This window comes from Bifidobacterium sp. ESL0825 (genome assembly GCF_052606465.1).
In genome coordinates, this window is record NZ_CP199589.1 from 511,372 (window position 1) to 535,793 (window position 24,422).

A 24,422-nucleotide genomic window follows, 5' to 3' on the forward strand; every position below is an offset into this window, starting at 1 on the left:
TCACTCGTGGTTGGGGTTGGCGGGCTGCGGGTTGCGGCTCATGTCCTTGGCGACGTGGCTGATCCGCTGCCAGACAGTGACGATGCCCAGCAGGGCCAGCAGGACCAGGAAGCAGCTGAGCACGGCCAGGGGCAGCCCGGCTCCCGTCAGGGCCATGCCCACCAGGATGATGACCAGCCGGTCCGATCTGGTGGCGATGCCGTTCTTGGCCTCGAAGCCCTCGGCCTCGGCCCGGGCCCGGGCGTAGGAGGTGACGAAGGAGGTCATGATGGCGAAGAGTGCTGCAGCCATGCCCACCTGTGCCCAGATGTCGGGACCCTGGTGGTTGCCATCGGCCACCCAGGCCAGCTCGTGGCGGCGCAGGTAGATGATGACCCCGGTCAGGACGGCCCAGTCGGCTATCCGGTCAAGGGTGGAGTCCAGGAAGCCCCCGAACTGGGTGCCACCGCCGGTCAGCGCGGCCACGGAACCATCCAGGGAGTCGAAGGCCACCAGGATGGCCAGGACGATGGCCCCGGGCAGGAGCCAGCCGGTGAACCCGGTCGCGATGGCTACCAGGGTGGTGCCTACGGCTCCGCTGATGGTGACACCGTTGGCGCTCACGCCCAGACGAACCAGGCCGCGGGCGATGGGGGCGATGATGCGCTTCCAGGGGCGCCGTAGATGCTCGAACATTGGTCAGTCCTGACTGCAGGAGGTGTTCGCTCGGAAGTCGTCTGCCGAGTTGATCTGGGCGCGGACCTTGATGGCCTCGTTGATCCAGGCGCGGGCCTGCTCCACGGGCACCCCGTTGAGCTGGCTGCCGTCGCGGAAGCGGAAGGAGACCGCGTTCTTGGAGGCATCCTCCTCGCCGGCGATCAGGATGAAGGGGGCCTTGGACTTGGCCGCGTTGCGGATCTTCTTGCCGAAGCGGTCGTCGGAGCGGTCGATCTCGCAGCGGACCATGTCGTCGCGCAGCTGGTCCAGCAGGTGCTCCAGGTGGGGGGCGAACTCGTCGGCCACGGGCACGGCCTGCACCTGGACGGGGGCCAGCCAGGCCGGGAAGGCGCCGGCGTAGTGCTCCAGCAGGATGGCGAAGAAGCGTTCGATGGAGCCGAAGAGGGCCCGGTGGATCATGACCGGCCGCTGGTGGGAGCCGTCGGCGGCGATGTACTCAAGCTGGAAGCGCTCGGGCAGGTTGAAGTCCAGCTGAATGGTGGAGACCTGCCAGGTGCGCCCGATGGCGTCCCGGGCCTGCACGGAGATCTTGGGCCCGTAGAAGGCGGCGCCCTCGGGGTCGTCGACCAGCTCCAGCCCGGAGTCCTTGGCCACCTCGGCCAGGGTGTTGGTGGCCTCCTCCCAGACCTCGTCGGAGCCGACGAACTTATTGGGATCCTTGGTGGACAGCTCCAGGTAGAAGTCGTTGAGGCCGAAGTCCTTCAACACCTTGAGCACGAACTGGAGCAGGTTGGTCAGCTCCCCCTTCATCTGGTCCCTGGTGCAGTAGATGTGGGAGTCGTCCTGGGTCAGGCCGCGCACGCGGGTCAGGCCGTGGACCTCGCCGGACTTCTCGTAGCGGTAGACGGTGCCGAACTCGAACAGCCGCAGGGGCAGCTCCTTGTAGGAGCGCTGGCGGGACTTGAAGATCAGGTTGTGCATGGGGCAGTTCATGGGCTTCAGGTAGTAGTCGAAGCCCTGGCGGGTGACCTTGCCGTTGGCGTCCTTCTCCTCGTCCAGGTGCATGGGCGGGTACATGCCGTCCTTGTACCACTGCAGGTGGCCCGAGATCTCGTAGAGGTGGCCCTTGGTGATGTGCGGGGTCTGCACGAAGGAGTAGCCGTTGCGCCGGTGCATCTGCCGGGAGTAGTCTTCCATGGCGTTGATGATGGCCGCGCCCTTGGGGTGGAAGACGGGCAGGCCGGGCCCGATCTCGTCCGGGAAGGAGAAGAGGTCCATCTCGGCGCCCAGCTTGCGGTGGTCGCGGCGGGCGGCCTCCTCCAGACGGGCGGTGTAGGCCTTCATGTCGTCCTTGTTGGCCCAGGCGGTGCCGTAGATGCGCTGGAGCATGGGGTTCTTCTCGTCCCCGCGCCAGTAGGCGGCGGCAGTGCGCATGAGCTTGAAGCTGCGGATATAGCGGGTGTTGGGCAGGTGGGGGCCCCGGCAGAGGTCCTTCCATACCGTGTTGCCCTCGCGGTCCAGGTTGTCATACATGGTCAGCTCGCCGCCGGTGGCCACCTCGGTGGCCTCCTCGCTGTTGATCTCGGCCTCCTTGGCCCCGATCAGCTCCAGCTTGTAGGGCTGGTCGGCCTCCTCCTTGCGGGCCTCCTCCTCGGTGACCACGCGCCGGCGGAAGCTTTGGGAGGACTTGATGATCCGCTTCATCCGCTGTTCGATCTGTTTGAGGTCGTCGGGGGTGAAGGGCTTGTCCACGTCGAAGTCGTAGTAGAAGCCGTCCTTGATGACCGGGCCGATGCCCAGCTTGGCGTCCGGGCGGATCTCCTGGACGGCCTGGGCCATGACGTGGGTGGCCGAATGCCTCATGATGGCCAGTCCCTGGTCGCTCTCCAGGGTGATGGGCTCGACCTTGTCGCCCTCGTGCAGGGGTGTGTAGAGGTCGCGTGGCTGCCCGTTGAGGTCGACGGCGATGATGTCCTTGTCGTCAGCAAAAAGCTGGACGCCAGTCTGATCCGCCGCCACCTCCTTCCGTTCGCCCTTGACGATGATGGAGATGCTCGACTGTGTCATGAATGCCGTCCTTGCTATCGGAGCCCGCGTTACAGGGTGCAGGCTGGACATGGTTATCGAGCCACAGCCTAGGTCGTCACTCAGACAAGGAGGGGCCTTTGTTGCCCATGGAGCGCAGATAATCCTCGGCTTCCCGGACCAGCTCTTCGGCGGCCGGCTCGTTCACCTGGGCCTGGTCGACGTCCATCTCCAGACGGTGGACGTAGTTGGCCAGATCGTCGTTGCAGCGCAGCAGCATTCCGGCCTGGGCCTTCCACTCGGCGGCCTTGCGGGGCAGCTCCCCCTCGTCAAGGTGGACGCCGAGCATGGCCGAGAGCCTTTGCAGCAGCTGCAGGGTGCCCTGGGCGCACTCGTCGCTGCCCAGGTACTGGGGCACGGAGACCCAGATGGACTCGGTGCTGTAGCCGTCCTGGGTGGCCAGGGCATCCAGCACGGTGGGGATGCCTATGGGGCCGGAGTGGCCGTCGGTGTCGGTCTTGGGCTGGTCGCCGGCCAGGTCGTCGATGGGCAGGGGCCTGGTGTGGGGGCAGTCGGCGAACATGGCGCCCAGGGTGATGATGGCCTCCGCCTCGTCGTCTTCGGCCCAGTGGATGCTGCGCCGGCAGAAGTCGCTCCAGTGGTAGTTGGGTTCCGGGCCCATCTCCAGCAGGAGGGTGTGGGTGTCATCAATCCGCACCCGGTAGATCTTGGCGGAGGGCCAGATGATCCGCCGCCTGCCCTGCACATGGCAGAGCATGGGCCGTGACATCTGGTAGTCATAGAACCCGTCGCCCGGAATGCTGCCGATCTCGTGGGACTCGTAGACGTTCAACAGGTGGCGGATGACGTTGGTCGAGGCTGAGCACGCATCGTTCCAGCCATCGAAGGCGGCCACCATGGTGCAGTGCTGCCTGGCTTCTTCACTCATACCTCTCACCCTACCGGTAGGAAGCCTTGTATTTCGCGGCTTTGCCATCAGCGGAGGGTGGCTCTATGACGCGGCGACACGCGCTTTTTGCCAAGTGCGGAGGTCTACGCTACAGTAGTGCAACGTGCTTCGGCAGTCACCACCACGGTGAAAGTTGAAAGTGCGGGCATAGCTTAGTTGGTAAAGCGCGACCTTGCCAAGGTCGAGACCGCGGGTCCGAGTCCCGTTGCCCGCTCGAGGTTTCGAGCAGTTTAACCAATACGGTGGGTTAGCCAAGCGGTTAGGCAGCGGCCTGCAAAGCCGTATAGACGAGTTCGACTCTCGTACCCACCTCTCTCTCGAAACGAGAATGACCCGGGCGGTTGGCGCAGAGGTAGCGCACTTCCCTGACACGGAAGGGGTCACTGGTTCGAATCCAGTATCGCCCACAAGGATCACTTCGGTGGTCTTTCCCAATCCGGGCGATTGGCGCAGCGGCTAGCGCACTTCGTTCACACCGAAGGGGTCGCAGGTTCGATTCCTGCATCGCCCACCTGGATTTTCCGCTTCTCCCCTACCTTCCATCTAGAGACAGTTTTCAGTCAGTAATTGATGCCTACAAATCTTCTCAATTATCAGTGATTGTATTCCTAATGATCCCCGACTAATTATTCCTCCAGCTGGAATTCAGGTAATAAATTATTGTTACCAATACAAACCAGGTTTACTTTTCAGGCTCTCCTACATTGGTCGTATCCGCTGAATTGCGCACCAGCTGCCGCTTGCCATGCCGGTTGTCATGGCGGATAGCGAACGGAGTGTTGAGCATGTCCGGGACCTTGTGATAATTTGCTCTTAGCAACAGGTCGGGGGACCTGCCTGAAACGGGAGTACCTGTGCATCCTTGAAGAGGTGATAGCATGAAGAAAGGCCTAGGCCAATGAGGGCACGTAACTAGCCTGGCTGAATCTGCAATGCGCCACAGCTTGAGGAAACTGTGGTCTCCCTGTTTTATCTATGCAATACTTGCGTGGTCTGTTTGCGTGGCCACGTTCCGGTTGTCGCCAATGGCGGCGGCCGCGCTGTAAAGCTCCTCCGGCGGCACAGAAATATACCCCCCTCTCCTGCCGCCGGAGGTCTTACTTTTCAGGCCCTATTTGAGGGCCTGCAGGTACCGGTAGAGGGTGGGAATCGATATCTTGAGCTCGGGGGCTACGATGCCCACCGCGCCCTTGATGAGGAAGATGCCCCGGTCCTTGATGTTGCGGATGATGTCCAGCCTGTCCTGCTTGGTCAGCTTGTCCATGGGGATGTTGAACTGGCGGACCTCGTCCCTGGTGATCCTGCGGATGTTCTCCGCGGGCTCTTCGCTCACGTGGCGGCGCGAGGTCTCGGTGGAGATCTGCACATCGTCGGAGTCGATCGAGGACAGAGTCTGCAGCACGTGGGCTGCCTGCTGCAGCTCGGTGATGTTGATGCTGATGCAGAGCAGGCCAATGACGGTCTGCTCCTGGTTGCGGATCAGGTAGGAGGAGACGCGGAACTCGTGCTTGTTCAGGCGGCGCCCTCGGTAGTCGGAGACGAAGTCGGCCCCGTCCTGGTCGGCCCGTATGGCCAGCTGGAACGTCTGGTCCGTAACCCCGTCGCCCAGGGAGCGTCCGGAAAGCTGCCCGTTGCGGATGAAGACGATGGAATTCTCCGGGCGGGTGATGTCATGCACAACAATCTCGGCCATAGGGCCGAAGGAATCGGCTATGAATTCTGCCAGGGGAAATACCTCTTCAAGGTTGTCTACTGTGAAATGCATGGCTGATCCTCAACATCCTAACAGGGCGGCTTGTAGCCACCGGTTGGTGCTGCGGGAAGCGAAAGGTATTGGATGGCGTGATATGGTCCATCACCTCCATACCAGCCAATCGGCCTCCTCTAATCCCGTATATTAGACCTTCTTTTGCGCACTTCTGTCCGTTGCATACGGCCTATCGAGGCCGCAGGAGAGCCGAAGTGCAGAAGGGATTTTCATGGTAGCGCACGAAGGCGGCTGATTCTTGCTTTTCGCAAACCCGGCCAGTCGTAACGGACGCAGCGTTGTGGCGGAGCCGCTTCCCATGAATCCTGCAGGCCAAGTCAAGAACGGAAACCTGATAATCATGGGGAACCGAGTGATTCAGAAGCTGAGGATAAGTACCTGTAGCGCGCCTAGGACAAAGTGCATAAATAATGTGAGTCTGGTCACGTGTGTTGGGATCGGTTGGATCTAAAGGCCACTTTGTCAAAGAAATTAAACAAGTTGATACGACACATGTCTGAATGGATAAACAGCGGCCGGGCTGGCTAGGGGCTGTTAAGCCTCCTGGCCGGCCTGGCCGTGTTTCCTCCTCTCCCAGGCAGAGGCGGGAGCGTGCATGCCTGCCCCTTGCTTCCGCCTGCAGAAGTGTGATGGGGGCGCGGGAGGATGTGTCGGCTCTCTTGGGGTTTGAGCCTTCAGTGACACGTTTCCTCCCTGCTCCCCCTATGTGGGCCGGGGGCGGGGGGATTGATACGCCGCCCGGCCGCTCTTACTCGTGCGAAGCGTGAAGCAGCTGGCGTGTTTCCTTCCGGTGGCGGCGGGATGCGAGGACCCCGCCCATGCCGGTCATGCCGGTGGCCAGGGCCAGCAGGATGCCTTCCCCGCCTGCCTTGGGGAGCACGCCTGCAGGCAGGTACGTGTATCGGAGGGTGGTGTCCGGGTTTTGGGCTGTGCCTCCCAGCGTGTAGTCCACGCTGACGGTGACTGTGCCCGGCTGGTGCGCGGGCGTGGTCACGGTCACGCTATTGCCGTCGCCGCGCGTCAGCCCTGATGCGGCGGTCTGGTCGAACCTGACGCCGGTGATCACCAGAGCCAGGTTGAACGACACCGGCACAGGAACCGACTTGCTGTTTGTGCTGCCGTCGCCGAGCTGGCCATTGCCGTTCCATCCCCAGGCGTAAGCGTTGCCGTCGCTGCCCACGGCCAGCGAATGAGCGTATCCGCCGCTGACCTGTGCGGCTTGCAGTCCTTTGCTCTTGTCGGTGGGGCTGGCGGGGTCGCGCACGCGCACAGGAACAGACGAAGAGCTGCCGCTGCTGTTGTTGCCGAGCTGGCCATAGCCGTTGTATCCCCAGGCGTAAACGTTGCCGTCGCTGCCCAGGGCCAGGGAATGCAGGCCTCCGGCGCTGACCTGCAGGTAGGTGAAGTCCGCTGGCAGGTCCGGGTAGGTCTTCCGGTCGGGCGTCTTCACCCTGACCGGCGTATACCGTGTGGTGCTTGTCCCGTCGCCGAGCTGGCCATACTGGTTGTCTCCCCAGGCGTAAACGTTGCCGTCGCTGCCCATGGCCAGGGAATGATAGTATCCGGCGCTGACCTGCAGGTAGGTGAAGTCCGCTGGCAGGTCCGGGTAGGTCTTCCGGTCGGGCGTCTTCACCCTGACCGGCGTATTCCGGTTGCTGCTTGTCCCGTTGCCGAGCTGGCCATAGTTGTTCCATCCCCAGGCGTAAACGTTGCCGTCGCTGCCCAGGGCCAGGGAATGCTGGTATCCGGCGCTGACCTGCAGGTAGGTGAAGTCCGCAGGCAGGTCCGGGTACGTGCTGCGGTCGGGTGTCTTCACCCTGACCGGCGTAGATTGGCCGCTGTAGCTTGTCGTCCCGTTGCCGAGCTGGCCAGAGTCGTTGTATCCCCAGGCGTAAACGTTGCCGTCGCTGCCCAGTGCCAGCGAATGCCATCCTCCGCCGCTGACCTGCAGGTAGGTGAAATCCGCTGGCAGGTCCGGGTACGCCTTGCGGTCGGGCTTCCTCACCCTGACCGGCGCATGCTTGTCGTCTCTCGTCCCGTCGCCGAGCTGTCCACTGCTGTTGCTTCCCCAGGAGTATGCGTTCCCGTCGCTGCCCAGGGCCAGCGAATGGAAGACTCCGGCGCTGACCTGCAGGTAGGTGAAATCCGCAGGCGCGCCTGCAGGCTTCCCCACCATGACCGGCGTGGTCCGCATGGTTTGCGTCCCGTCGCCGAGCTGGCCATTCAAGTTGTATCCCCAGGCGTAGGCGTTCCCGTCGCTGCCCACCGCCAAGGAAAAATTACCGTTTGTTGATGCGCTGATCTGGTTGAATCTGATGCCCCGGCTGGCGCTGTCGGGCGGGGTGATGGTGGCGGGTTCCCTGCCCAGCTGGCTGCCCTTGTCAGGGCTGATGCTCCACTTGGTGTTCCGGCTTGCCGGCGTCCAGTGGGCGGTCAGGGTCAGGTCCTTGTCGACGGGCCTGCTGAAATCGTAGGCGACATCCCCGGTGAACCATCCGTCGAACAGGAAGCCTTCCCGCGCAGGGTCGGGGGAGGGGCGTTTCGCCCTGCCGTACGGGGAGGGGAAACTCTGGTCTGCTGGTTTCGGGTTTCCGCCGCCCGTGTCGAAGCGGACCGTGAGCGTGGATCCTGGTTCGGCAGCTCGTGCCGGCGGCTGGTCGACCGTGTACGCAAGGCTCCTGGCGAAAGGCTGCCCGTCCTGCCTGCCGGTGATGAGGATGGCGGCTTGTCCCGGCTTGCGGGCGGGCATGTCCGCCCGCCAGGCGCTGCCGGTCTTGCTGAGGCTGAGCGGCTGGCCGTCCAGGCTGGCTGATTCCAGGATGGGCGCAGCAGCGGTGTCGAGCCTGGCTGGCCTGCCGGGCTGGCCCTGCCCGTCCAGACTCCACCTGTATAGGCTGCCCTGCCTGCTGATGGCGGCGATCCCGCCGCCGGCAGCGGCGGCCCGCACGTACTGCTGGCTCCCGTCGTCCGCACGCTTGGGGGCTTCGCCGGGCTTCCAGGCCCAGACGAGACCACTGGAATCAACCAACGCTGCTTGTGTAGCGTCACTGCTTATTGCTGCGACGGCAGAATGGTCGGGCATTATCAGCAATTCTGGCTGGGTTTGTCTGTTGTCCAGATAACTGGTCTGGCCGGTAAAGTCCAGAAGCACAAAGCCATGATCCGTGGCTGATATCTGAACAATTCGGTGAGCAATCTTGACGGGTTGGATCTGAGTGGTATCAATGGCATCCGGCTTCCAAGTCCAGATTTTGCCCTTGCTATCCATGGCGAGCAGGCGATCAGCATTGCCAGCCACCGTGATTGCTGGGGCCTGCTTGGGCAAGCTTATGGCCTTTTCTGTCGGCTTCCCCATGCTGGTCCATGTGCGTATACGGCCATCCTGATTCACTGCTATGAGGCGATCGGCGGCCATGGCAATGCTGGTGTAGGTCGTGGAATCTGCGTCAAGCAGGGCAGGCGTATCCCCGCCTTTGCTCCAGGTGTAGATGCGGTGGTCCCTGCTCAAGGCAGCAAAGCCGTCATGGCCAACTATTCCAGTCATGAATCGCACGTCACCGGGTTCGCCCTGAGGCGATGGCACCTGAACAGGCATTTCAGCCTTTGATGTCCACGTGAACAGGCGGCCATCGCCGGTCACGCCGATCAGCTTGTCGTCATGGGCTTCCAATGCGCTGAACGATGGTGAGTCCGCACTCGGGGGTGTGATGGTGATGCTGGTGCCGCCGGAAGCCGGACCATGGTCGGGGCTGAGCGCCCAATCAGTCACCGGGGTCCACTTGGCCTTCAAGGTGATGTCCCTGGTGATCGGGGTGAGGAAATCCATCATCGCGTCATGCTCGGACCAGCCGTCGAAACGGTAGCCGTCGCGCTTCGGATTATCGGCAGGCGGCGACGCCAAGGAGCCATCCGGCACAGTTACACGTTCCCCTTTGCTTCCATTGGCAGGGTCGAACACCACAGTATGGGAAGCAGCAGCAGACTGGGTCCCAGCAGGTGAATAAAAGCTGGATGACGAGATTCCAAGGGATTGGGAAGAACCTGTCGGGGTTTGAACAGGGGAAGAAGAAACAGATGACGTCGTCAGCGGCGACGGGGAAGGCAGGCTGGTCGGTTGTAGATCGCTCAGGGAACCGTTATCTACCTGAGCGGTATAACGACCCCCCCCCCGTTGACATCTGAGCCGGAGGCGAAGACGGTGCCGGTGGCCATGCCGGTCAGCAGGAGGGGTATCAGCACCATTGCTGACATGAGCGACCGCAGGCCAAACCTATGCGTACGAGAATCGGCAGACGTCGACGACGAAACCATAACAAACCTCCCCAAAGGATTCAAACGCTTGGCTGACCCAGTCCCCCGCAACCATGGGCAGCGCATGAGCAAATCCTATCATGCAGCCATCCGAGCGTCGAATCCCCCGGCAATTCACCCAGGCTCAGCTGGCCGCCACGCCGCCCACTGCGGGCAGGGCGCCGACCATGAGCATGATGGCCACGAAGATGGCCAGGCCGATCCGGTAGATGACGAATCCCCGGTAGGAGAAGCGCGAGACGATCTTCAAAAAGGCGATGATGACGATGTATCCCAGCAGGAAGCTGACCACGGTGGCGCAGATGGTGGCCCCCCAGCCAGGGAAGGCAGCGTCCGCGTTGATGTTCTTCAAGGACTTGACCGTCTCGAGTATGCCGGCGCCGAAGACGGCAGGGATGGCCATGAGGAAGCTGACCCGGGTGGCGGACTCGCGGGTGTAGCCCAGGGCGCGGCCGAAGGTCATGGTGCCGCCCGAGCGGGATACGCCGGGGATCAGGGCCAGCATCTGCCCGATGCCGAAGAGCAGGGCGTCGCGGGCGCTCATCTGGCGGATCTCCTTGTTCTGGCGGCCGTGGCGGTCGAAGTAGTCCAGCAGCAGGCCGAAGACGATCAGCACCACCACGGTGATCCAGAGGTTGCGCAGCTTGGTCTCGATGATCTTCTGGAAGAGCAGGCCCGCCACCACGATGGGCAGGGTGCCCAGAATGATGTACCAGCCCAGGGCCGCGTCATGGTCCTTGGAGCCCATCCGCTCACGCCAAGAGGAGCCGTCCTTGCCGGCCAGGCAGCGGAACCAGTGGGTCAGTATGCGGGCGATGTCATGCCGGAAGTAGAGCAGGACCGCCATCTCGGTGCCGAATTGGATGATGGCCGTGAAGGCCGCGCCCGGGTCCTGGCCCAGCAGGCCGCCCACGATGCGGATATGGGCGCTGGATGAGACGGGGAAATACTCCGTCAGGGCCTGCACCAGGCCGAACAGAATGGCTTCGAAGAAATTCATGGACCCCTCTTGCTATGTCGGACAACAATGGCAAGCATAGCCACCGCGCAGGGCAGGCAGAGCCAAGGGCCGGGCATGTCTCGCAGAATGCCCACAATGGGTCTTGTCGGAATCGACGACTCGACGAATAGGGGTGTGGATCATCATGGCCAAGACCTACAGAAAATCCAGGGGCGGGGCCCCGGCTGGATTCTTCGAGTGCGAGGGGCGCGGGCTTCAATGGCTGGGCCAGGCCCAGGCGCAGGGCGGTCCCCGGGTGGTGGACGTCTACGGCTGGGGCCCGGACTACCTGGACATCGAGGAGGTGACCTCCGCCTCCCCCACGCCTGGCGCGGCCTACCGCTTCGGCGCCCAGCTGGCCCACATGCATGATGCCGGGGCCGACCACTTCGGCTCCGCGCCCGAGGGCTACACGGGCACCTGCTACTTCGGACCCCTGCAGGATCCGCTGCCCATGGACGTGGGCGCCTGGGACGACCCGGCCACCTACTGGGCCAAGGGGCGGCTGGAGCCCATGGTGGGCATGGCCATGGATCGGCGGGCCCTGAACCGCGATGACATGAAGATGACCGAAGAGGTGATCCAGGCTCTGCCTGAGTTGCTGGGCGCGGCCGCCAATGACAAGCCCGCCCGGGTCCACGGGGACCTGTGGAGCGGGAACGTCATGTGGACCAGGAACGACGGGAACACCCAGGCCGTCCTGATCGACCCTGCGGCCCACGGTGGCCACCGCGAGGAGGACCTGGCCATGCTGCAGCTGTTCGGCATCCCCTACCTGGGGCAGATTCTGGACGGCTACCAGAGCGTGCATCCCCTGGCGGCCGGCTACCAGAACCGGACCACGCTCTGGCAGCTCTACGCCATCGCCGGGCACTGCGCCTTCTTCGGCGGCGGCTATGTGAGCGAGTACCGGTCCATGTGCCGGTCGCTGCTGGGCTGACTCAGCCGACTCAGCTGAAGATGTCCTTGAGCTTGCTGAAGATCCCCTTGCGGCCCCCGGCTCCGGCAGGCTTGGCGCTCTGCGGGACCTGCCTGGCTTCGGAGTCGTGGCTGTTGGCGAAGTCCTCAATCAGGCGGCGCTGATCGTCGTCCAGCTTGGTGGGGATCTGGACCAGCACGTGGACGATGATGTCGCCGCGCTCCTCCCGGTTGCCGAGCCTGGTGACGCCCAGACCCTTGATGGTGATCTCCTGGTCGGGCTGGCAGCCGGCGGGAATGTCCACCTGGCGCTGGCCGTCGAAGGTCTCCAGGTCGACCTGGTGGCCCAGCACGGCCCAGGTCATGGGCACGGCGATCCAGCAGTGCAGGTCCTGGCCGCTGCGGGTGTAGTGCTTGTCGGGCTTGATGGTGATGTCCACATACAGGTCGCCGGCGGCACCGCCGCCCTCGCCCACCTCGCCCTGGGAGGCCAGCCGCAGCCGGGAGCCGTCAGCCACGCCTGCGGGCACGTTGACGCCCACCTCGCGACGGGTGCGCACACGGCCGTGGCCGTTGCAGACTGGGCAGGGGTGCTCGATGATGGTGCCGTGGCCCTCGCACCGCTCGCAGGGTGCCTGACTCATCATCTGCCCCAGCAGGGTCCGCACCACCTTCTGGGCATAGCCCTTGCCGTTGCAGACCGGGCAGGTCACCGGTGAGGTCCCCTTCTGGGCCCCCGAGCCGCCGCACTCCTGGCAGAGGCCGTAGGTGCTGATGGGGGTGCGTACCACGCCGCCGAAGATGGCGGTCTTCATGTCCACGGAGACCTGGGCCAGGGCGTCCCGGCCGGGCTGGGTGCGCGGAATGGGCCCCTGGGTGGTGCCCCCGAAGCCGCCGCCGAAGAACTGGTTGAAGACGTCGCCCATGTCGAAGGGGCTGCCCCCCTGGGAGGCCTGGGGATCGTTGGGGTCCACGCCCGCGTCGTACATGCGCCGCTTCTCGGGGTCGGAGAGCACCTCGTAGGCGCTGTTGACCTCCTTGAACTTGTCCTCGTATTCAGGCCCGGCGATGTCCGGGTGGTACTTGCGGCTCATCTTGCGATAGGCGCGCTTGATGTCCTGATCGCTCGCGCCGCGCTCGACTCCCAAAACCTCGTAGTAATCTGCCACCGATCATCCTTTTCGTTTGATGCCCTCTCGACCCATAGTTGCATGGGCCCACGATACCTATGACTTATGCTGCTGCCCTGACGGTCACGGCTCCCCGCCGCCGGCCAGGAAACCGGTCAAATACGAGGCCACGGCACGAACCGCGCTCATGGTCGCCGGATAGTCCATATGGGTCGGGCCGATGGAACCCACGAAGGCCACGGGCTCGTCCGCTTCGGAGCCGTCGGTCTGCCTGGACCGGGCATGCCCGTATCCGCTGGTCACCACCGAGGCGTGGGCCAGCTCCGGGGTCCGGGTCTCGGTGCCGATGGCCACGCTGACCCCGTTGCTCTCGCGGGAAAGTTCGCTCTGGGCCCGCATGAGCCGCATGAGCACCACCTGCTCCTCCAGGGCATCCAGGAGCGAGCCCAGGTCCCCCAGGGAGACGGCCTGGCTGTGGGTCAGCTGGGAGGTGCCGGCCATGTAGAGGCCGCTGGTCTGCTCCCGGGTGGCCATCTCGTCGAAGACCGTGGCCACCAGGCGCAGCATGGACTTGTCGCGGCCCTCGGTCAGGGAGTCGGCCAGCATGCGGCAGCGGTCGGCGGCGCGGTCCAGGGGCAGGTCCTGGCACTGTCGGTTGATCTGGTCGGACAGGTCCGCCAGGTCGTTCGGATCCTCCTGCAGGGCCCCGTGCAGGGTGCGCTGGACCACCCGGCCAGTGTCGGTGATGACCACCATAAGCACGGTCCCCCGGCTCAGTCCTATGAGTTCGGCCCGGCGCAGGTTCGAGCTGGCCAGGGAGGGCGAGGCCACCACGGCGATCTGCCCGGTGATCTGGGCCAGAAGCCGGGCGGCGTGCTGCAGGGTGTCCTCAAGGTTGACCGACCCGGACAGGAAGGCGTTGATCCCCCGGCGCTGGGCGGCGGACAGGGGCACGATGGTGGCCAGCCTGTCGACAAAGTAACGGTAGCCCTTCTGGGTGGGGATGCGGCCGGCCGAGGTGTGGGGCTGGACCAGGTAGCCCTCGCTCTCCAGGGCCGCCATGTCGTTGCGCACGGTGGCGGAGCTGACTCCAAGCTGATGGTTTCTGGTGAGCGAACCCGACCCTACCGGCTCGCGAGAACGGATATAGTCCTCGACGACCGCGCGCAGCACCAGCATGCGTCTGGTATTAGGCAATGTCGCTCCTTCCGTCATGGTTTCATTATTAGCACTCGGGCCATGAGAGTGCCAAAATGTCGCGCGAAGAGCCGAATTGTGTCGTCTCAAACCGATACGATGGAAGCGCAATGTGAAGGTAATCGAACATTTTCGACACAAGTCGAACATGGAGACCTCTAGATTGGAAGGAAAGCAGCACCATATGGCAGATTTCACATGGTCCGAACTCGATGAGCGGGCTGTCAAGATGGCCAAGGTCCTCTCGGCCGACGCGGTCGAGAAGGCCGGAAGCGGCCACCCCGGCTCCCCTATTTCGCTGGCGCCCATCGCTTACGCGCTCTACCAGCACTTCATCCGTCACGACCCCAACGACCCCGACTGGGTCGGGCGTGATCGGTTCATTCTTTCCGGCGGCCACGCCTCGCTGACCCAGTACGTGCAGCTCTACTTCTCCGGGTACGGACTGACCCTGGACGATCTGAAGCGCTTCCGCACCGCCGGCACCAGGACCCCCGGCCACCCCGAGTACGGCCTGACCCCCGGCATCGAGATGACCACCGGCCCGCTGGGCCAGGGTCTGGCCTCGGCCGTGGGCTTCGCCTATGGTCAGCGTTACGAGCGCGGCCTGCTGGATCCGGACGCACCCGAGGGGCAGTCCCCCTTCGACCATAAGGTCTGGGTCATCTGCGGCGAGGGCGACGTCGAGGAGGGCGTCTCCTCCGAGGCCAGCTCCCTGGCCGGCGACCAGCGCCTGGGCAACCTGACCGTCATCTTCGATGCCAACCACATCCAGATCGAGGGCGACACCCGCATCGCCCTGGGCGAGGACATCCTCAAGCGCTACCAGGCCTACGGCTGGTACACCGACGAGTTCAGCTTCATCCAGCCCGACGGCTCCTACAAGGAGGACGTCGAGGGCCTGGCTGCCGTCCTGGAGAAGGCCGAGCAGGTCACCGACCGGCCCAAGTTCATCAAGGTGGACACCCTGATGGCCTGGCCCACCCCCGGCAAGACCAACGATCCTTCAGCCCACGGCTCAGCCCTGGGCGCCGAGGCTGTCGCCGGCCTGAAGAAGACCCTGGGCTACGACCCTGAGCAGAGCTTCCAGATCGACGAGGAGGCCCTGGCCCACGCCCGCGAGGTCGCCCAGCGCGGCTTGGCCGCCCACAAGGACTGGGACGAGAAGTACCAGGCCTGGCGCAAGGCCAACCCCGACAAGGCCGACCTGTACGACCGCATCCATGCCGGCAAGCTGCCCGAGGGCTTCGACAAGGCCCTGGACGACCTGGAGGCTGGCTTCGAGCCCGGCTCCAAGGTGGCCACCCGCAAGGCCTCCGGCGCAGTCATCAACGCCCTGGCCCCCATCATGCCCGAGCTCTGGGGTGGATCCGCCGATCTGGGCGGCTCCAACAACACCAACATCAACGGTGCCGTCTCCTTCGCCCCCGAGGCCGACAAGACCGTCCAGTGGCCCAAGGCCAGCAAGTACGGCCGCCAGCTGCACTTCGGCGTGCGCGAGTTCGGCATGGGCGCCATCACCAACGGCATCCTGCTGGGTTCGGACACCAGGCCCTACAACGGGACCTTCTTCCAGTTCAGCGACTATGAGCGCCCCTCGGTGCGCCTGGCCGCCCTGATGGACATCCCCAACCTGTATGTGTGGACCCACGACTCCGTGGCCCTGGGCGAGGACGGCCCCACCCACCAGCCCATCGAGCACCTGACCGCCGTGCGCGCCATCCCCCAGATGGAGGTTGTGCGCCCCGCCGATCAGTACGAGACAGCTGAGGCCTACCGCGCCTTCTTCGAGAAGGACAACACCCACCCCACGGCCATGATCCTGACCAGGCAGGGCGTGCCCACCCTGGAGGAGACCAAGGCCAAGGCCCGCGAAGGCGTGCGCAAGGGCGCCTACGTGCTGGTCGACACCGAGGGCCAGCCCGACGTGCTGATCATGGCCACCGGCTCCGAGGTGCAGCACGCTGTGGCCGCCTCCAAGACCCTGGCCGAGCAGGGCGTCAAGGCCCGCGTCATCTCCGTGCCCTCGCTGGAGTGGTTCGAGGAGCAGGACGACGAGTACAAGGAAGCCGTTCTGCCCGCCTCCGTCAAGGCCCGCGTCTCCGTTGAGGCCGGACTGGCCACGCCCTGGTACAAGTACCTGGGCAGCTATGGCAAGCCCGTCTCCATCGAGCAGTTCGGCCTGCAGGGCAGCGGCGACGAGAACATGCGCGACCTGGGCATCACCGCCGATCATGTGGTCGAAGCAGCACAGGCCTCCCTGGAGGAAGTCCGTCGGGCCCGCTGAACCCGGCATCGTGATCAATCGGGGGCCGTCCGCGACGCCGGCCCCCTCCCCTGCAGGCACGCCCGAAACGCGGGTCTGCGGGAATACAGCAACAGACTTCCCGGTAGTGCATAGTGAATGTGATTCCATCGGGAACCCAAATAAGGAGTGACAAGATGGCAGAAAATGCAAACACCCAGCGCACCAGCGATTCAGGTGTCTCGATCTGGTTGGACGATCTGAGCCGCACCCGCATCGAGTCGGGCAATCTGCAGCAGCTGATCGCCGAGCGCAATGTGGTGGGCGTGACCACCAACCCCTCGATTTTCCAGAAGGCCCTGAGCCAGGTGGGTCCCTATGACGAACAGCTCAAGCAGCTGGGCCGCATCCCCGTCGATGAGGCCGTCCGCGAGCTGACCACCACCGACGTGCGCAACGCCACCGACATCTTCCGCGAGGTTGCAGAGAAGACCGACTACGTGGATGGACGCGTCTCCATCGAGGTCGATCCTCGTCTGGCCCACAACACCGAAGAGACCGAGAAGCAGGCCGAAGAGCTTTGGAACAAGGTCGATCGACCCAACGCCATGATCAAGATCCCCGCCACCCTGGAGGGCCTGCCTGCCATCACCGCCACCCTGGCCAAGGGCATCTCGGTCAACGTGACCCTGATCTTCTCCCTGGAGCGCTACAAGCAGGTCATCGACGCCTTCATCGAGGGCATGGTCCAGGCCGACAAGAACGGCCATGACCTGAAGCACATGGGCTCGGTCGCCTCCTTCTTCGTCTCCCGCGTGGACACTGCGGTTGACAAGCTGCTGGAGGCCAACGGCTCCGACGAGGCCAAGTCCCTGGAGGGCAAGGCCGCTGTGGCCAACGCCCGCCTGGCCTACGAGCTCTTCGAGAAGGCCTTCGACAGCGATCCTCGCTGGGCCGGCCTGGAAGCCAAGGGCGCCAAGCGTCAGCGTCCGCTCTGGGCCTCCACCGGCACCAAGAACGCCGCCTACTCCGACTGCAAGTACGTGGATGAGCTGGTGGCCCCTGACGTGGTCAACACCATGCCTGAGAAGACCCTGAACGCTCTGGCCGATCACGGCAACGGCGCTCCCTCTGTCAAGGGCACCTACGAGGAGAGCCACCAGGTGATGCAGAAGCTGGCAGACCTGGGCATCAACATCAAGGATGTGACCGACAAGCTGGAGGCCGATGGCGTCGCCGCCTTCATCGACTCCTGGGATTCGGTCCTCTCCGACGTGCAGAAGGGCATCGACCGCGTCAACGGCTGAACGCCTGACGATAATTGTGCCCCCGTCCGGCTCAAACCGGACGGGGGCACAATTCGTATCAGTTACTCGGCCTTGGCCTCCTCGACCACCTGCTGCAGGGTGGCGATCAGGGCTGGGCTGTCGTTGGGCATGTTCAGCCTGGTCAGGGTGCCGCCGGCGGACTCGATGGCCTTGGCCAGCTCCATGTCCACGTCGTAGCAGATCTCCAGGTTGTCGGCGATGAAGCCGATGGAGGCGGAGACGATGGTCTTCATGCCGCTCTCGGTGATCAGATCCTTGGCCACCTTGACGAAATCAGGCCCGATCCAGGGCTCCTGGGTGCGGCCTGCCGACTGCCAGGCCAGCACGTACTGGTCCTCATTGAGGCCGGCGGCCTGGGCCACGGCATTGGACAGACCGATGACCTCATCCTTGTAGGGGTCCCCTCCCTGGATGATGCGCAGGGGCAGGGAGTGGGCGCTGAAGATCACCTTGGTGTCCGGCCGGTCGGTCAGATCCTTCTTGGCCACCAGCTGGTCGCTCCAGAAGTGGATCAGCTCCTGGTGGTTCCACCAGGACCGCACCGGCAGGTATTCCATGCCCGGATGGGCCTCGATGGCCTTGCGGGCGCGGTTGTGGTAGTCCTCGCTCGAATAGGAGGAGTACTGCGGGGCCAGGGGCAGGCCGATCACCCTGGTGATGCCATCGGCGGCGATCTGGTCGACCGCATCCTGGATGAAGGGGGTGATGTACTTCAGCCCCTCGTAGACCTTGTAGGCGCCGGGGTGGGCCTTGTCCAGCGCAGCCTGGAGGCCGTCGCGCTGGGCCGTGGTGATCCTGGCCAGGGGCGAGGGCAGGCCGATGGCCTTGTAGCGGCCGACCAGCTGGTCCATGAGCGGCTTGGGCGGCTCCTGCCCATGGCGGATGTTGGTGTAGTACCCCCTGATGTCGGACTCCTGGTAGGGGGTGCCGTACGCCATGAGGAGGACTGCTGTAGGTTCAGTCATCAGCAACTTCTTTCTGTGAAAATGGAATGCAGTATGTCAGGCCGATATTGACCAGGGCTATGACGATGACCACCAGGAACATGTTCCTGTAGGAGGCCAGACCGGCCTGTCCGCCCGCCTTGCCCAGCTCAATGGCCGAGGCGAAGAGCAGTGGGGCGATGGTGGTGCCGATCTTCTTGCAGGCCGACAGCCCGCCGATGGCCTGCATGCGGTTCTCGGGCCCGGCCAGCCTTCCGGCGATGACCTGGAGCGGCGAGGACATCATGGAGCCCATGCCGACCCCCATCAGGAAGGACAGGACCATGAAGAGCTGCAGGTTGTGCAGGGTCAGGGTGATCACCAGGGCCATCAGGCCTATCAGCGATGACGAAAAGACCAGCGTGGTCCGGTAGCCGAACTTGTCGACCAGGAGACCGCCCAGCCAGGACCCGACCACGGAGCCGAGCCCGACGCCGACCATGACCATGCCGGCCGAGCGGACCGGGAGCCCGAAGACGGAGTGGACGTAGGTCGGAATGTAGACGAAGAGGGAGAAGAACATGCCTCCCAGCGTTCCCAGCAGCAGGGTGAGCCCGTAGGAGGGCAGCTTCAGCAGGCGGATGGGCAGGAAGGGCATGGTCTCCTTGGAGTTGCCCAGCCCCCGCTCATGCACCAGGAAGACCGCGCCGGCCACCACTGTGACCAGGAGGCACCCGATGATCAGGGCCAGATAGGCGGTGCCGTACTGGAGGAAGGTGATGGCCACCATCAGCAGGGCCAGAGCGATGCTGAAGGAGCCCAGGCCCAGGTAGTCGGTCTTCCAGGCGCGGTCGGTCTGGGAGTCGCCCATCATGAACCAGGCCAGAATAAACAAAATGGCCAGGAAGGGCAGCATCATGAAGTAGTAGGCCCGCCATCCGTGGGTGATGCCCAGGAGCATGCCCGAAAGGACCGGGCTGACCATGGCGGAAAGGCCGGCGATGATGCCCACCGTGGAGACCTTCCTGCCCTGGTTGTTTCTGCGGGCGCGCTGCAGAAGGACGTTCATGGACAGGACCATGATGCCGCTGTCTCCCAGGGACTGGATGAACCGGCCCAGCAGCATGACCGCATAGTTGGGCGAGACCGCCGTCATCAGACATCCAAGGAACCAGAAGGCCAGCTCCCAGAGGAAGACCTTCCTGGTCCCGTGGGCGTCGGAGAGGTTGGAGGTGATGGGGGTGCCCACCACCAGTCCCAGGGTGTAGAGTCCGACCACCCAGGAGGAGCCCATGGTGGTCAGGCCGAAGGTCCGTGTGATGGACGGCAGCATGGTAGGCACCGCTCCCCCATCCAGCTGGGTGATGAAGACGATGACCATGAAGAACCATATGGGCGTGGAAAGGATCGATCTTCTCTCTCTTGCAGACATGGTGTTACTGTCCCATCTGGTCCGTGAGCAGCCTGTCAATGCGCTCGGGATCGGTATGGGTGCCTACCAGGAAGTAGGGGAATTCGCCGTAGATGGAGCTGGCTTCGATGTAGCGCATCTCGGTGACGATCTTCTTGAATTGGACAGGGTCGTCGGCGAAGAGGGTGACGCCCCACTCGTAGTCGTCCAGGCCGATGGAGCCCGTCAGGATGATGGAGACCTTGCCGGCGTATGAGCGGCCGATCTTGCCGTGGTCGTGCATGTAGGCCTTGCGCTGGTCGTAGGGCAGCGTGTACCAGTTGGCGCCTGGGACGCGGGTCTTGGACATGGGATAGAAGCAGATGTAGGGCTTGTCTGGCGTCTTGGGATGCAGGCTGGCGTTGACGTAGGACCAGCCGCGGTCCGTGGTCGGCTTGCCCGAGTAAAGGCCCACCTCGGTGACCGACACATAGGAGATGGTCGGCTCCAGATAATCGGAGATGCGCAGCTTCTCCAGGGAGGTCTCGACCTCCTGCAGCTGGTCCAGGCTCTCCCTGAGGACCATCAGGCCCAGGTCGGCCTTTTGCCCGTTGACCTGGCACCAGTAGTGGCTACCCTTGCCCTGGGACTGGACCTCGTCCAGCTGTGCGGCCAGGGCCTTGAACTCATCCAGGCATTCCCGGCGTTCGCCCTGGGGCACTCGGCGCCACTTGGCCCAATCGATCTTCCAGAAGAGGTGGAGGCAGAACCAGCCCTCCAGGCTCGGTGCAGCTTGCTCAGCCATGAGCACTTCCTTTCGCTTGCTTAGCTTGCACGGCATTGTGTGATGCGCCGCTCGTCGGGCACACCGTTCTCCACTCTATCCGTCAGACGGCTGAATTGTTGGATTATCGATGCATTGTGAATGACATATTCTGGTAATAGTCAAGGACTAAGAGCACTGCACTAAAGTCATTCAAATATGGAAAAACCCCGGTCGATGCCGGGGTCAAGTATTTCAGGTATTGTCTGCAGGGATCAGGCCAGCTTGTACTTGGAAATGAGATCCAGAGCGATGATGATGGCCACCCAGATCAGGGCCACGATAATGGTCAGCCGGTTCAGGTTCTTCTCGGCTGCGCCCGAGGTGCCCGCGTTGGAGCCGATTCCACCGCCGAACATATCGGACAGGCCGCCGCCCTTGCCCTTGTGCAACAGAATCAGCATGGTCAGCAGTATGCTGGCGAGGATCACAACGACTTCGAGCACAATCTTGACAATGGTCACGGCACATACCTCCATGTAAGGAACTGGGAACAAGTATACAGATACCCAGGGAAAAACGCATCAGCCCTTGGCGGCCAGTCGCACGATTCGAGAGAACTCCTCCACATCCAGGGAGGCGCCGCCCACCAGAAAGCCGTCCACGTCCGGCTGGGTGATCATCTGGGAGGCGTTCTTGGAGGTGACCGAGCCGCCGTAGAGGATGCGCACGGCCTGGCCGGCCGGTTCCCCGAACTTGCTTGAGATATGGTCGCGGATGGCCCGGGCGGCCTGCTGGGCGGTGTCCGGGGTGGCCACCATGCCCGTGCCGATGGCCCAGACCGGTTCGTAGGCCACGATCAGGTTTTCCATGTCCTCCTTGGCCAGGTCGCGGGTGACGTCATTGACCTGGCCAACGGCGAAGTCCAACTGGATGCCCTGGCGGCGCTCCTCGTAGCTCTCCCCCACGCAGAGGATGGGCGTCATGCCCGCAGCCAGGACGGCGCGGACCTGGTCGACGATGTTGGCATCGTCCTCGGGATGGTACTTGCGCCGCTCGGAGTGGCCCACGATGACGTAGCTGCAGCCCAGCTGAGCCAGCATGTCGGCGGACACATCCCCGGTGAAGGCACCTTGGGCGGTGACGGAGACGGCCTGGGCCCCATACTCGATGGGCAGGTTGTCGGCCTCCACCAGCACCTGGACGGAACGCAGGGCGGTGAAGGCGGGCATCAGAGCCACCTGGCAGCGCCTGCGGTCGAAGTGGGCGTCGCGCAGGAGCCAGGCCAGCTTCTGCACGAAATAGGTGGCTTCCAGGTGGTCGAAGTTCATCTTCCAATTGCCGGCCACCAGGGGAATGCGTGCCATACCAGACCTTTCCATCCGCGCAACAACAACAATGCCGGGCCGCCGGATGCGAAACCCGGTGACCCGGCATTGCCCGTCTGTCTGCCGATCTTACTCCAGCACCTTAAGGCCCGGAAGCTCCTTGCCCTCAAGGAACTCCAGAGAGGCGCCGCCGCCGGTGGAGATGTGCGAGAAGCCATCCTCGGGGAAGCCCAGGTTGCGCACGGCCGAGGCGGAGTCGCCGCCTCCGACGATGGTGAAGGCTCCGGCCTTGGTGGCGTCGACCAGACCCTGGGCCACAGCCCGGGTGCCATCGGCGAATGCCGGGAACTCGAAGACGCCCATGGGGCCGTTCCAGACCACGGTCTTGGAGTCCATGATCTTGTCGTGGAAGAGCTTCTGGGAGTCGGGACCGATGTCCAGACCCATCTTGTCTGCGGGGATGCCGTCGGCAGGAACCACCTGGTGGGGCGAATCCGCCTTGAACTCGTCAGCCGCCACGATGTCGGTGGGCAGGACAAGCTCCACGCCCTTCTCGCGGGCGGTGGCCATGTAGCCCTTGACGGTGTCTACCTGATCCTCCTCCAGCAGGGAGGAGCCGACCTCGTAGCCCTCGGCCTTGAGGAAGGTGAAGACCATGCCGCCGCCGATGACCAGGCGGTCGGCCTTGCTGAGCAGGTTCTCGATGACGCCCAGCTTGTCGGAGACCTTGGAGCCGCCGAGGACCACAGTGAAGGGCCGCTCGGGGTTCTCGGTCGCCTTGGACAGGGCCTTGACTTCCTTCTCGACCAGCAGGCCTGCGGCAGAGGGCAGGAACTTGGCCACGGAGTAGTTGGAGCCCTGGGCGCGGTGGACCACGCCGAAGCCGTCGGAGACGAAGACGTCGCCCAGGTCGGCGATCTTGCGAGCGTAGGCGTCGCGCTCGGCCTCGTCCTTGCTGGTCTCCTCGGGGTTGTAGCGCACGTTCTGCAGCAGGACCACGTCGCCGTCGTTCATGGCGGCCACCTTGGCATGGGCATCGGGACCATAGGTGTCCTCGGCCAGGGGGACCTGCACGCCCAGCAGCTCGCCCAGGCGGGCGGCCACAGGGGCCAGGCTCAGCTCGGGAACGACCTTGCCCTTGGGGCGACCCAGGTGGGCCATGAGGATGACCTTGGCGCCCTGGCCACGAAGCTGCTCGATGGTTGGCAAGGCGGCGCGGATGCGGCCGTCGTCCGTAATGGCGGTGCCGTCCAGCGGCACGTTGAAGTCCGCGCGGACGAGCACGCGCTTGCCCTTGAGATCACCGAGGCTCTTCAGTGTTTTCATGCGTATCCTTTCTGACTGCGGGTCCATGCGCCCGCTCCCCTGCCATGGTACTCAGGCAGACCGACCTGTGTGAGCTATCTCACTCTTGTTTGGCCTGTTCCTCGGCCCTCTTCTTTTCAACCTTGGTGGCCAGCTGCAGCAGACGGCGGATGCGTCCGGCGATGGCATCCTTGGTGACCGGCGGGTCGGCCAGGCGACCCAGCTCTTCGAGGGAGGCCTCGCGGTGGTCCAGACGAAGCTGGCCGGCCGCACGCAGGTTCTCGGGGATGTCGTCGCCCAGAATTTCAAAGGCCTTGGTGACCTTGGCGCTGGCCTCGACGGCGGCCTTGGCGGAGCGGCGCATATTGGCATCGTCGAAGTTGGCCAGGCGGTTGGCCTTGCCGCGGGATTCACCGTCGCTGCGCTTGCCGGTCCACTCACGGGAGGACTTGGGGGCGCCCATCAGGTTGAGCATGCGTTCGATGACGTCCGGATCACGCAGGGTGACGCGCTCGGAGCTGCGCACCTGGCGGGCCTTGGCGTTGATGCCCAGGCGGCGGGCGGCGCCCACCAGGGCCAGGGCGGCTTCGGATCCTGGGCAGACGATCTCCAGGTAGGAGGCCTTGCCCGGGTCGGACAGCTCGCCATGGGCCAGGAAGGCCCCTCGCCAGGCGGCCTTGACCTGGGCGATGTTGCCGGAGACGATGTCGGCGGGAAGACCGCGAACCGGATGCTTGCGGCGGTCCAACAGGCCGGTCTGCAGGGCCAGGGCGCCGCCCGCCCGCAGCACGCGGACCGAGTAGCGGGTCAGGTTGCCGGTGGGGGCCTGCCGCTTGACCTGGATCAGATCGGAATCATGACCGTAGACATCCCTGATGGTGTTCTGCAACCACTGCGCTGCCGGCAGGGAGTCGAATTGCGCTTCCACCACAATGTGACGCTGAATGATGTGCAGTCCGCCGCCGAAGCGGATCATGGCCGCCGATTGTGCTTTCTTGGCAGAGGGGGGTTCGTTGTCAATCGCGGCCAGCTCGCTTTTGACATCATCAAGTAGGGCCAAGAGCCGTCCTCCTACGAAAAAATACTGAAAAATGAATACTTCTCGGCCGCACGACACACCTGCCGTGGCGACCACCGGATTACTGTGATACCGAATATCTTGGA

At 64.0% G+C, this 24,422-nt stretch carries 18 protein-coding genes and 4 tRNA genes; 7 read left to right on the forward strand and 15 right to left on the reverse strand.

Annotated elements, in window-relative coordinates:
* The 3 genes from pgsA to ACUIAG_RS02290 all read right to left on the reverse strand — a co-directional run bounded on the left by pgsA (nucleotide 1) and on the right by ACUIAG_RS02290 (nucleotide 3,631).
* Nucleotides 1-675 (reverse strand): phosphatidylinositol phosphate synthase, encoded by a 675-nt coding sequence (gene pgsA / locus ACUIAG_RS02280; RefSeq protein WP_445340030.1) that lies wholly within the window; start codon nucleotides 673-675, stop codon nucleotides 1-3.
* Between the two features lie 3 nt (nucleotides 676-678).
* Nucleotides 679-2,724 (reverse strand): threonine--tRNA ligase, encoded by a 2,046-nt coding sequence (gene thrS / locus ACUIAG_RS02285; RefSeq protein WP_313836493.1) that lies wholly within the window; start codon nucleotides 2,722-2,724, stop codon nucleotides 679-681.
* Nucleotides 2,725-2,800: 76 nt separating this feature from the next.
* Nucleotides 2,801-3,631 (reverse strand): PAC2 family protein, encoded by an 831-nt coding sequence (locus tag ACUIAG_RS02290; protein ID WP_445340031.1) that lies wholly within the window; start codon nucleotides 3,629-3,631, stop codon nucleotides 2,801-2,803.
* A gap of 162 nt (nucleotides 3,632-3,793) precedes the next feature.
* Here ACUIAG_RS02290 and ACUIAG_RS02295 point away from each other — a divergent pair.
* The 4 genes from ACUIAG_RS02295 (at nucleotide 3,794) to ACUIAG_RS02310 (ending at nucleotide 4,163) form a co-directional block, all read left to right on the forward strand.
* A tRNA-Gly gene (locus tag ACUIAG_RS02295) sits at nucleotides 3,794-3,866 on the forward strand.
* Nucleotides 3,867-3,893: 27 nt separating this feature from the next.
* A tRNA-Cys gene (locus ACUIAG_RS02300) sits at nucleotides 3,894-3,964 on the forward strand.
* A 23-nt stretch (nucleotides 3,965-3,987) separates the two neighbouring features.
* Nucleotides 3,988-4,059 (forward strand) — tRNA-Val (locus ACUIAG_RS02305).
* 31 nt (nucleotides 4,060-4,090) lie between these two features.
* Nucleotides 4,091-4,163: transfer RNA gene (locus ACUIAG_RS02310), tRNA-Val, on the forward strand.
* Nucleotides 4,164-4,763: 600 nt separating this feature from the next.
* Here the strand turns inward: ACUIAG_RS02310 and ACUIAG_RS02315 are convergent.
* The 3 genes from ACUIAG_RS02315 to ACUIAG_RS02325 form a co-directional block, all read right to left on the reverse strand.
* A complete protein-coding gene (locus ACUIAG_RS02315; RefSeq protein ID WP_445340032.1) occupies nucleotides 4,764-5,417 on the reverse strand; it encodes a helix-turn-helix transcriptional regulator in 654 nt (217 codons plus the stop codon).
* 751 nt (nucleotides 5,418-6,168) lie between these two features.
* Nucleotides 6,169-9,336, reverse strand: a complete 3,168-nt coding sequence (locus tag ACUIAG_RS02320) for an RCC1 domain-containing protein (protein ID WP_445340033.1) — start codon at nucleotides 9,334-9,336, stop codon at nucleotides 6,169-6,171.
* A 519-nt stretch (nucleotides 9,337-9,855) separates the two neighbouring features.
* Entirely contained in the window at nucleotides 9,856-10,731 is an 876-nt protein-coding gene (locus ACUIAG_RS02325; protein WP_445340034.1) for an undecaprenyl-diphosphate phosphatase, read from the reverse strand.
* Nucleotides 10,732-10,876: 145 nt separating this feature from the next.
* Here ACUIAG_RS02325 and ACUIAG_RS02330 point away from each other — a divergent pair, with 145 nt between their 5' ends.
* Entirely contained in the window at nucleotides 10,877-11,671 is a 795-nt protein-coding gene (locus tag ACUIAG_RS02330) for a fructosamine kinase family protein (protein WP_445340035.1), read from the forward strand.
* A 10-nt stretch (nucleotides 11,672-11,681) separates the two neighbouring features.
* On the opposite strand, the gene dnaJ is transcribed toward ACUIAG_RS02330, so the two are convergent.
* Nucleotides 11,682-12,818, reverse strand: coding sequence for a molecular chaperone DnaJ (dnaJ, locus tag ACUIAG_RS02335; protein WP_445340036.1), 1,137 nt, complete (start codon nucleotides 12,816-12,818; stop codon nucleotides 11,682-11,684).
* 84 nt (nucleotides 12,819-12,902) lie between these two features.
* On the reverse strand, nucleotides 12,903-13,976 hold the full coding sequence (gene hrcA, locus ACUIAG_RS02340) for a heat-inducible transcriptional repressor HrcA (RefSeq protein ID WP_445340353.1): 1,074 nt from the start codon (nucleotides 13,974-13,976) through the stop codon (nucleotides 12,903-12,905).
* Nucleotides 13,977-14,160: 184 nt separating this feature from the next.
* On the opposite strand from hrcA, the gene tkt reads away from it, so the two are divergent.
* Both tkt and tal read left to right on the forward strand, forming a co-directional pair.
* Nucleotides 14,161-16,263, forward strand: coding sequence for a transketolase (gene tkt, locus ACUIAG_RS02345; protein ID WP_445340037.1), 2,103 nt, complete (start codon nucleotides 14,161-14,163; stop codon nucleotides 16,261-16,263).
* Nucleotides 16,264-16,418: 155 nt separating this feature from the next.
* Nucleotides 16,419-17,528 carry a transaldolase gene (tal, locus tag ACUIAG_RS02350; protein ID WP_445340038.1) on the forward strand — a complete coding sequence of 370 codons (1,110 nt, stop codon included), beginning with the start codon at nucleotides 16,419-16,421 and terminating at the stop codon, nucleotides 17,526-17,528.
* 62 nt (nucleotides 17,529-17,590) lie between these two features.
* Here tal and hemH read toward each other — a convergent pair whose 3' ends face one another.
* The 7 genes from hemH to whiA form a co-directional block, all read right to left on the reverse strand.
* The gene (hemH, locus tag ACUIAG_RS02355) at nucleotides 17,591-18,514 is read right to left on the reverse strand and encodes a ferrochelatase (RefSeq protein ID WP_445340039.1); all 924 of its coding nucleotides are present in this window, start codon (nucleotides 18,512-18,514) and stop codon (nucleotides 17,591-17,593) included.
* A complete protein-coding gene (locus ACUIAG_RS02360; protein WP_445340040.1) occupies nucleotides 18,507-19,904 on the reverse strand; it encodes an MFS transporter in 1,398 nt (465 codons plus the stop codon). The genes hemH and ACUIAG_RS02360 overlap by 8 nt, the downstream gene beginning before the upstream one ends.
* A gap of 4 nt (nucleotides 19,905-19,908) precedes the next feature.
* Nucleotides 19,909-20,667, reverse strand: a complete 759-nt coding sequence (gene hemQ / locus ACUIAG_RS02365) for a hydrogen peroxide-dependent heme synthase (protein ID WP_445340041.1) — start codon at nucleotides 20,665-20,667, stop codon at nucleotides 19,909-19,911.
* A 233-nt stretch (nucleotides 20,668-20,900) separates the two neighbouring features.
* A complete protein-coding gene (gene secG, locus ACUIAG_RS02370; protein WP_045924434.1) occupies nucleotides 20,901-21,149 on the reverse strand; it encodes a preprotein translocase subunit SecG in 249 nt (82 codons plus the stop codon).
* Nucleotides 21,150-21,209: 60 nt separating this feature from the next.
* Complete coding sequence (gene tpiA, locus ACUIAG_RS02375) at nucleotides 21,210-21,992, reverse strand: triose-phosphate isomerase (RefSeq protein WP_198200544.1); 783 nt, start codon at nucleotides 21,990-21,992, stop codon at nucleotides 21,210-21,212.
* A gap of 90 nt (nucleotides 21,993-22,082) precedes the next feature.
* Nucleotides 22,083-23,279 (reverse strand): phosphoglycerate kinase, encoded by a 1,197-nt coding sequence (locus ACUIAG_RS02380; RefSeq protein ID WP_445340042.1) that lies wholly within the window; start codon nucleotides 23,277-23,279, stop codon nucleotides 22,083-22,085.
* A 79-nt stretch (nucleotides 23,280-23,358) separates the two neighbouring features.
* Nucleotides 23,359-24,318, reverse strand: a complete 960-nt coding sequence (gene whiA, locus ACUIAG_RS02385; RefSeq protein ID WP_045935384.1) for a DNA-binding protein WhiA — start codon at nucleotides 24,316-24,318, stop codon at nucleotides 23,359-23,361.
* Between the last annotated feature and the right edge of the window lie 104 nt (nucleotides 24,319-24,422).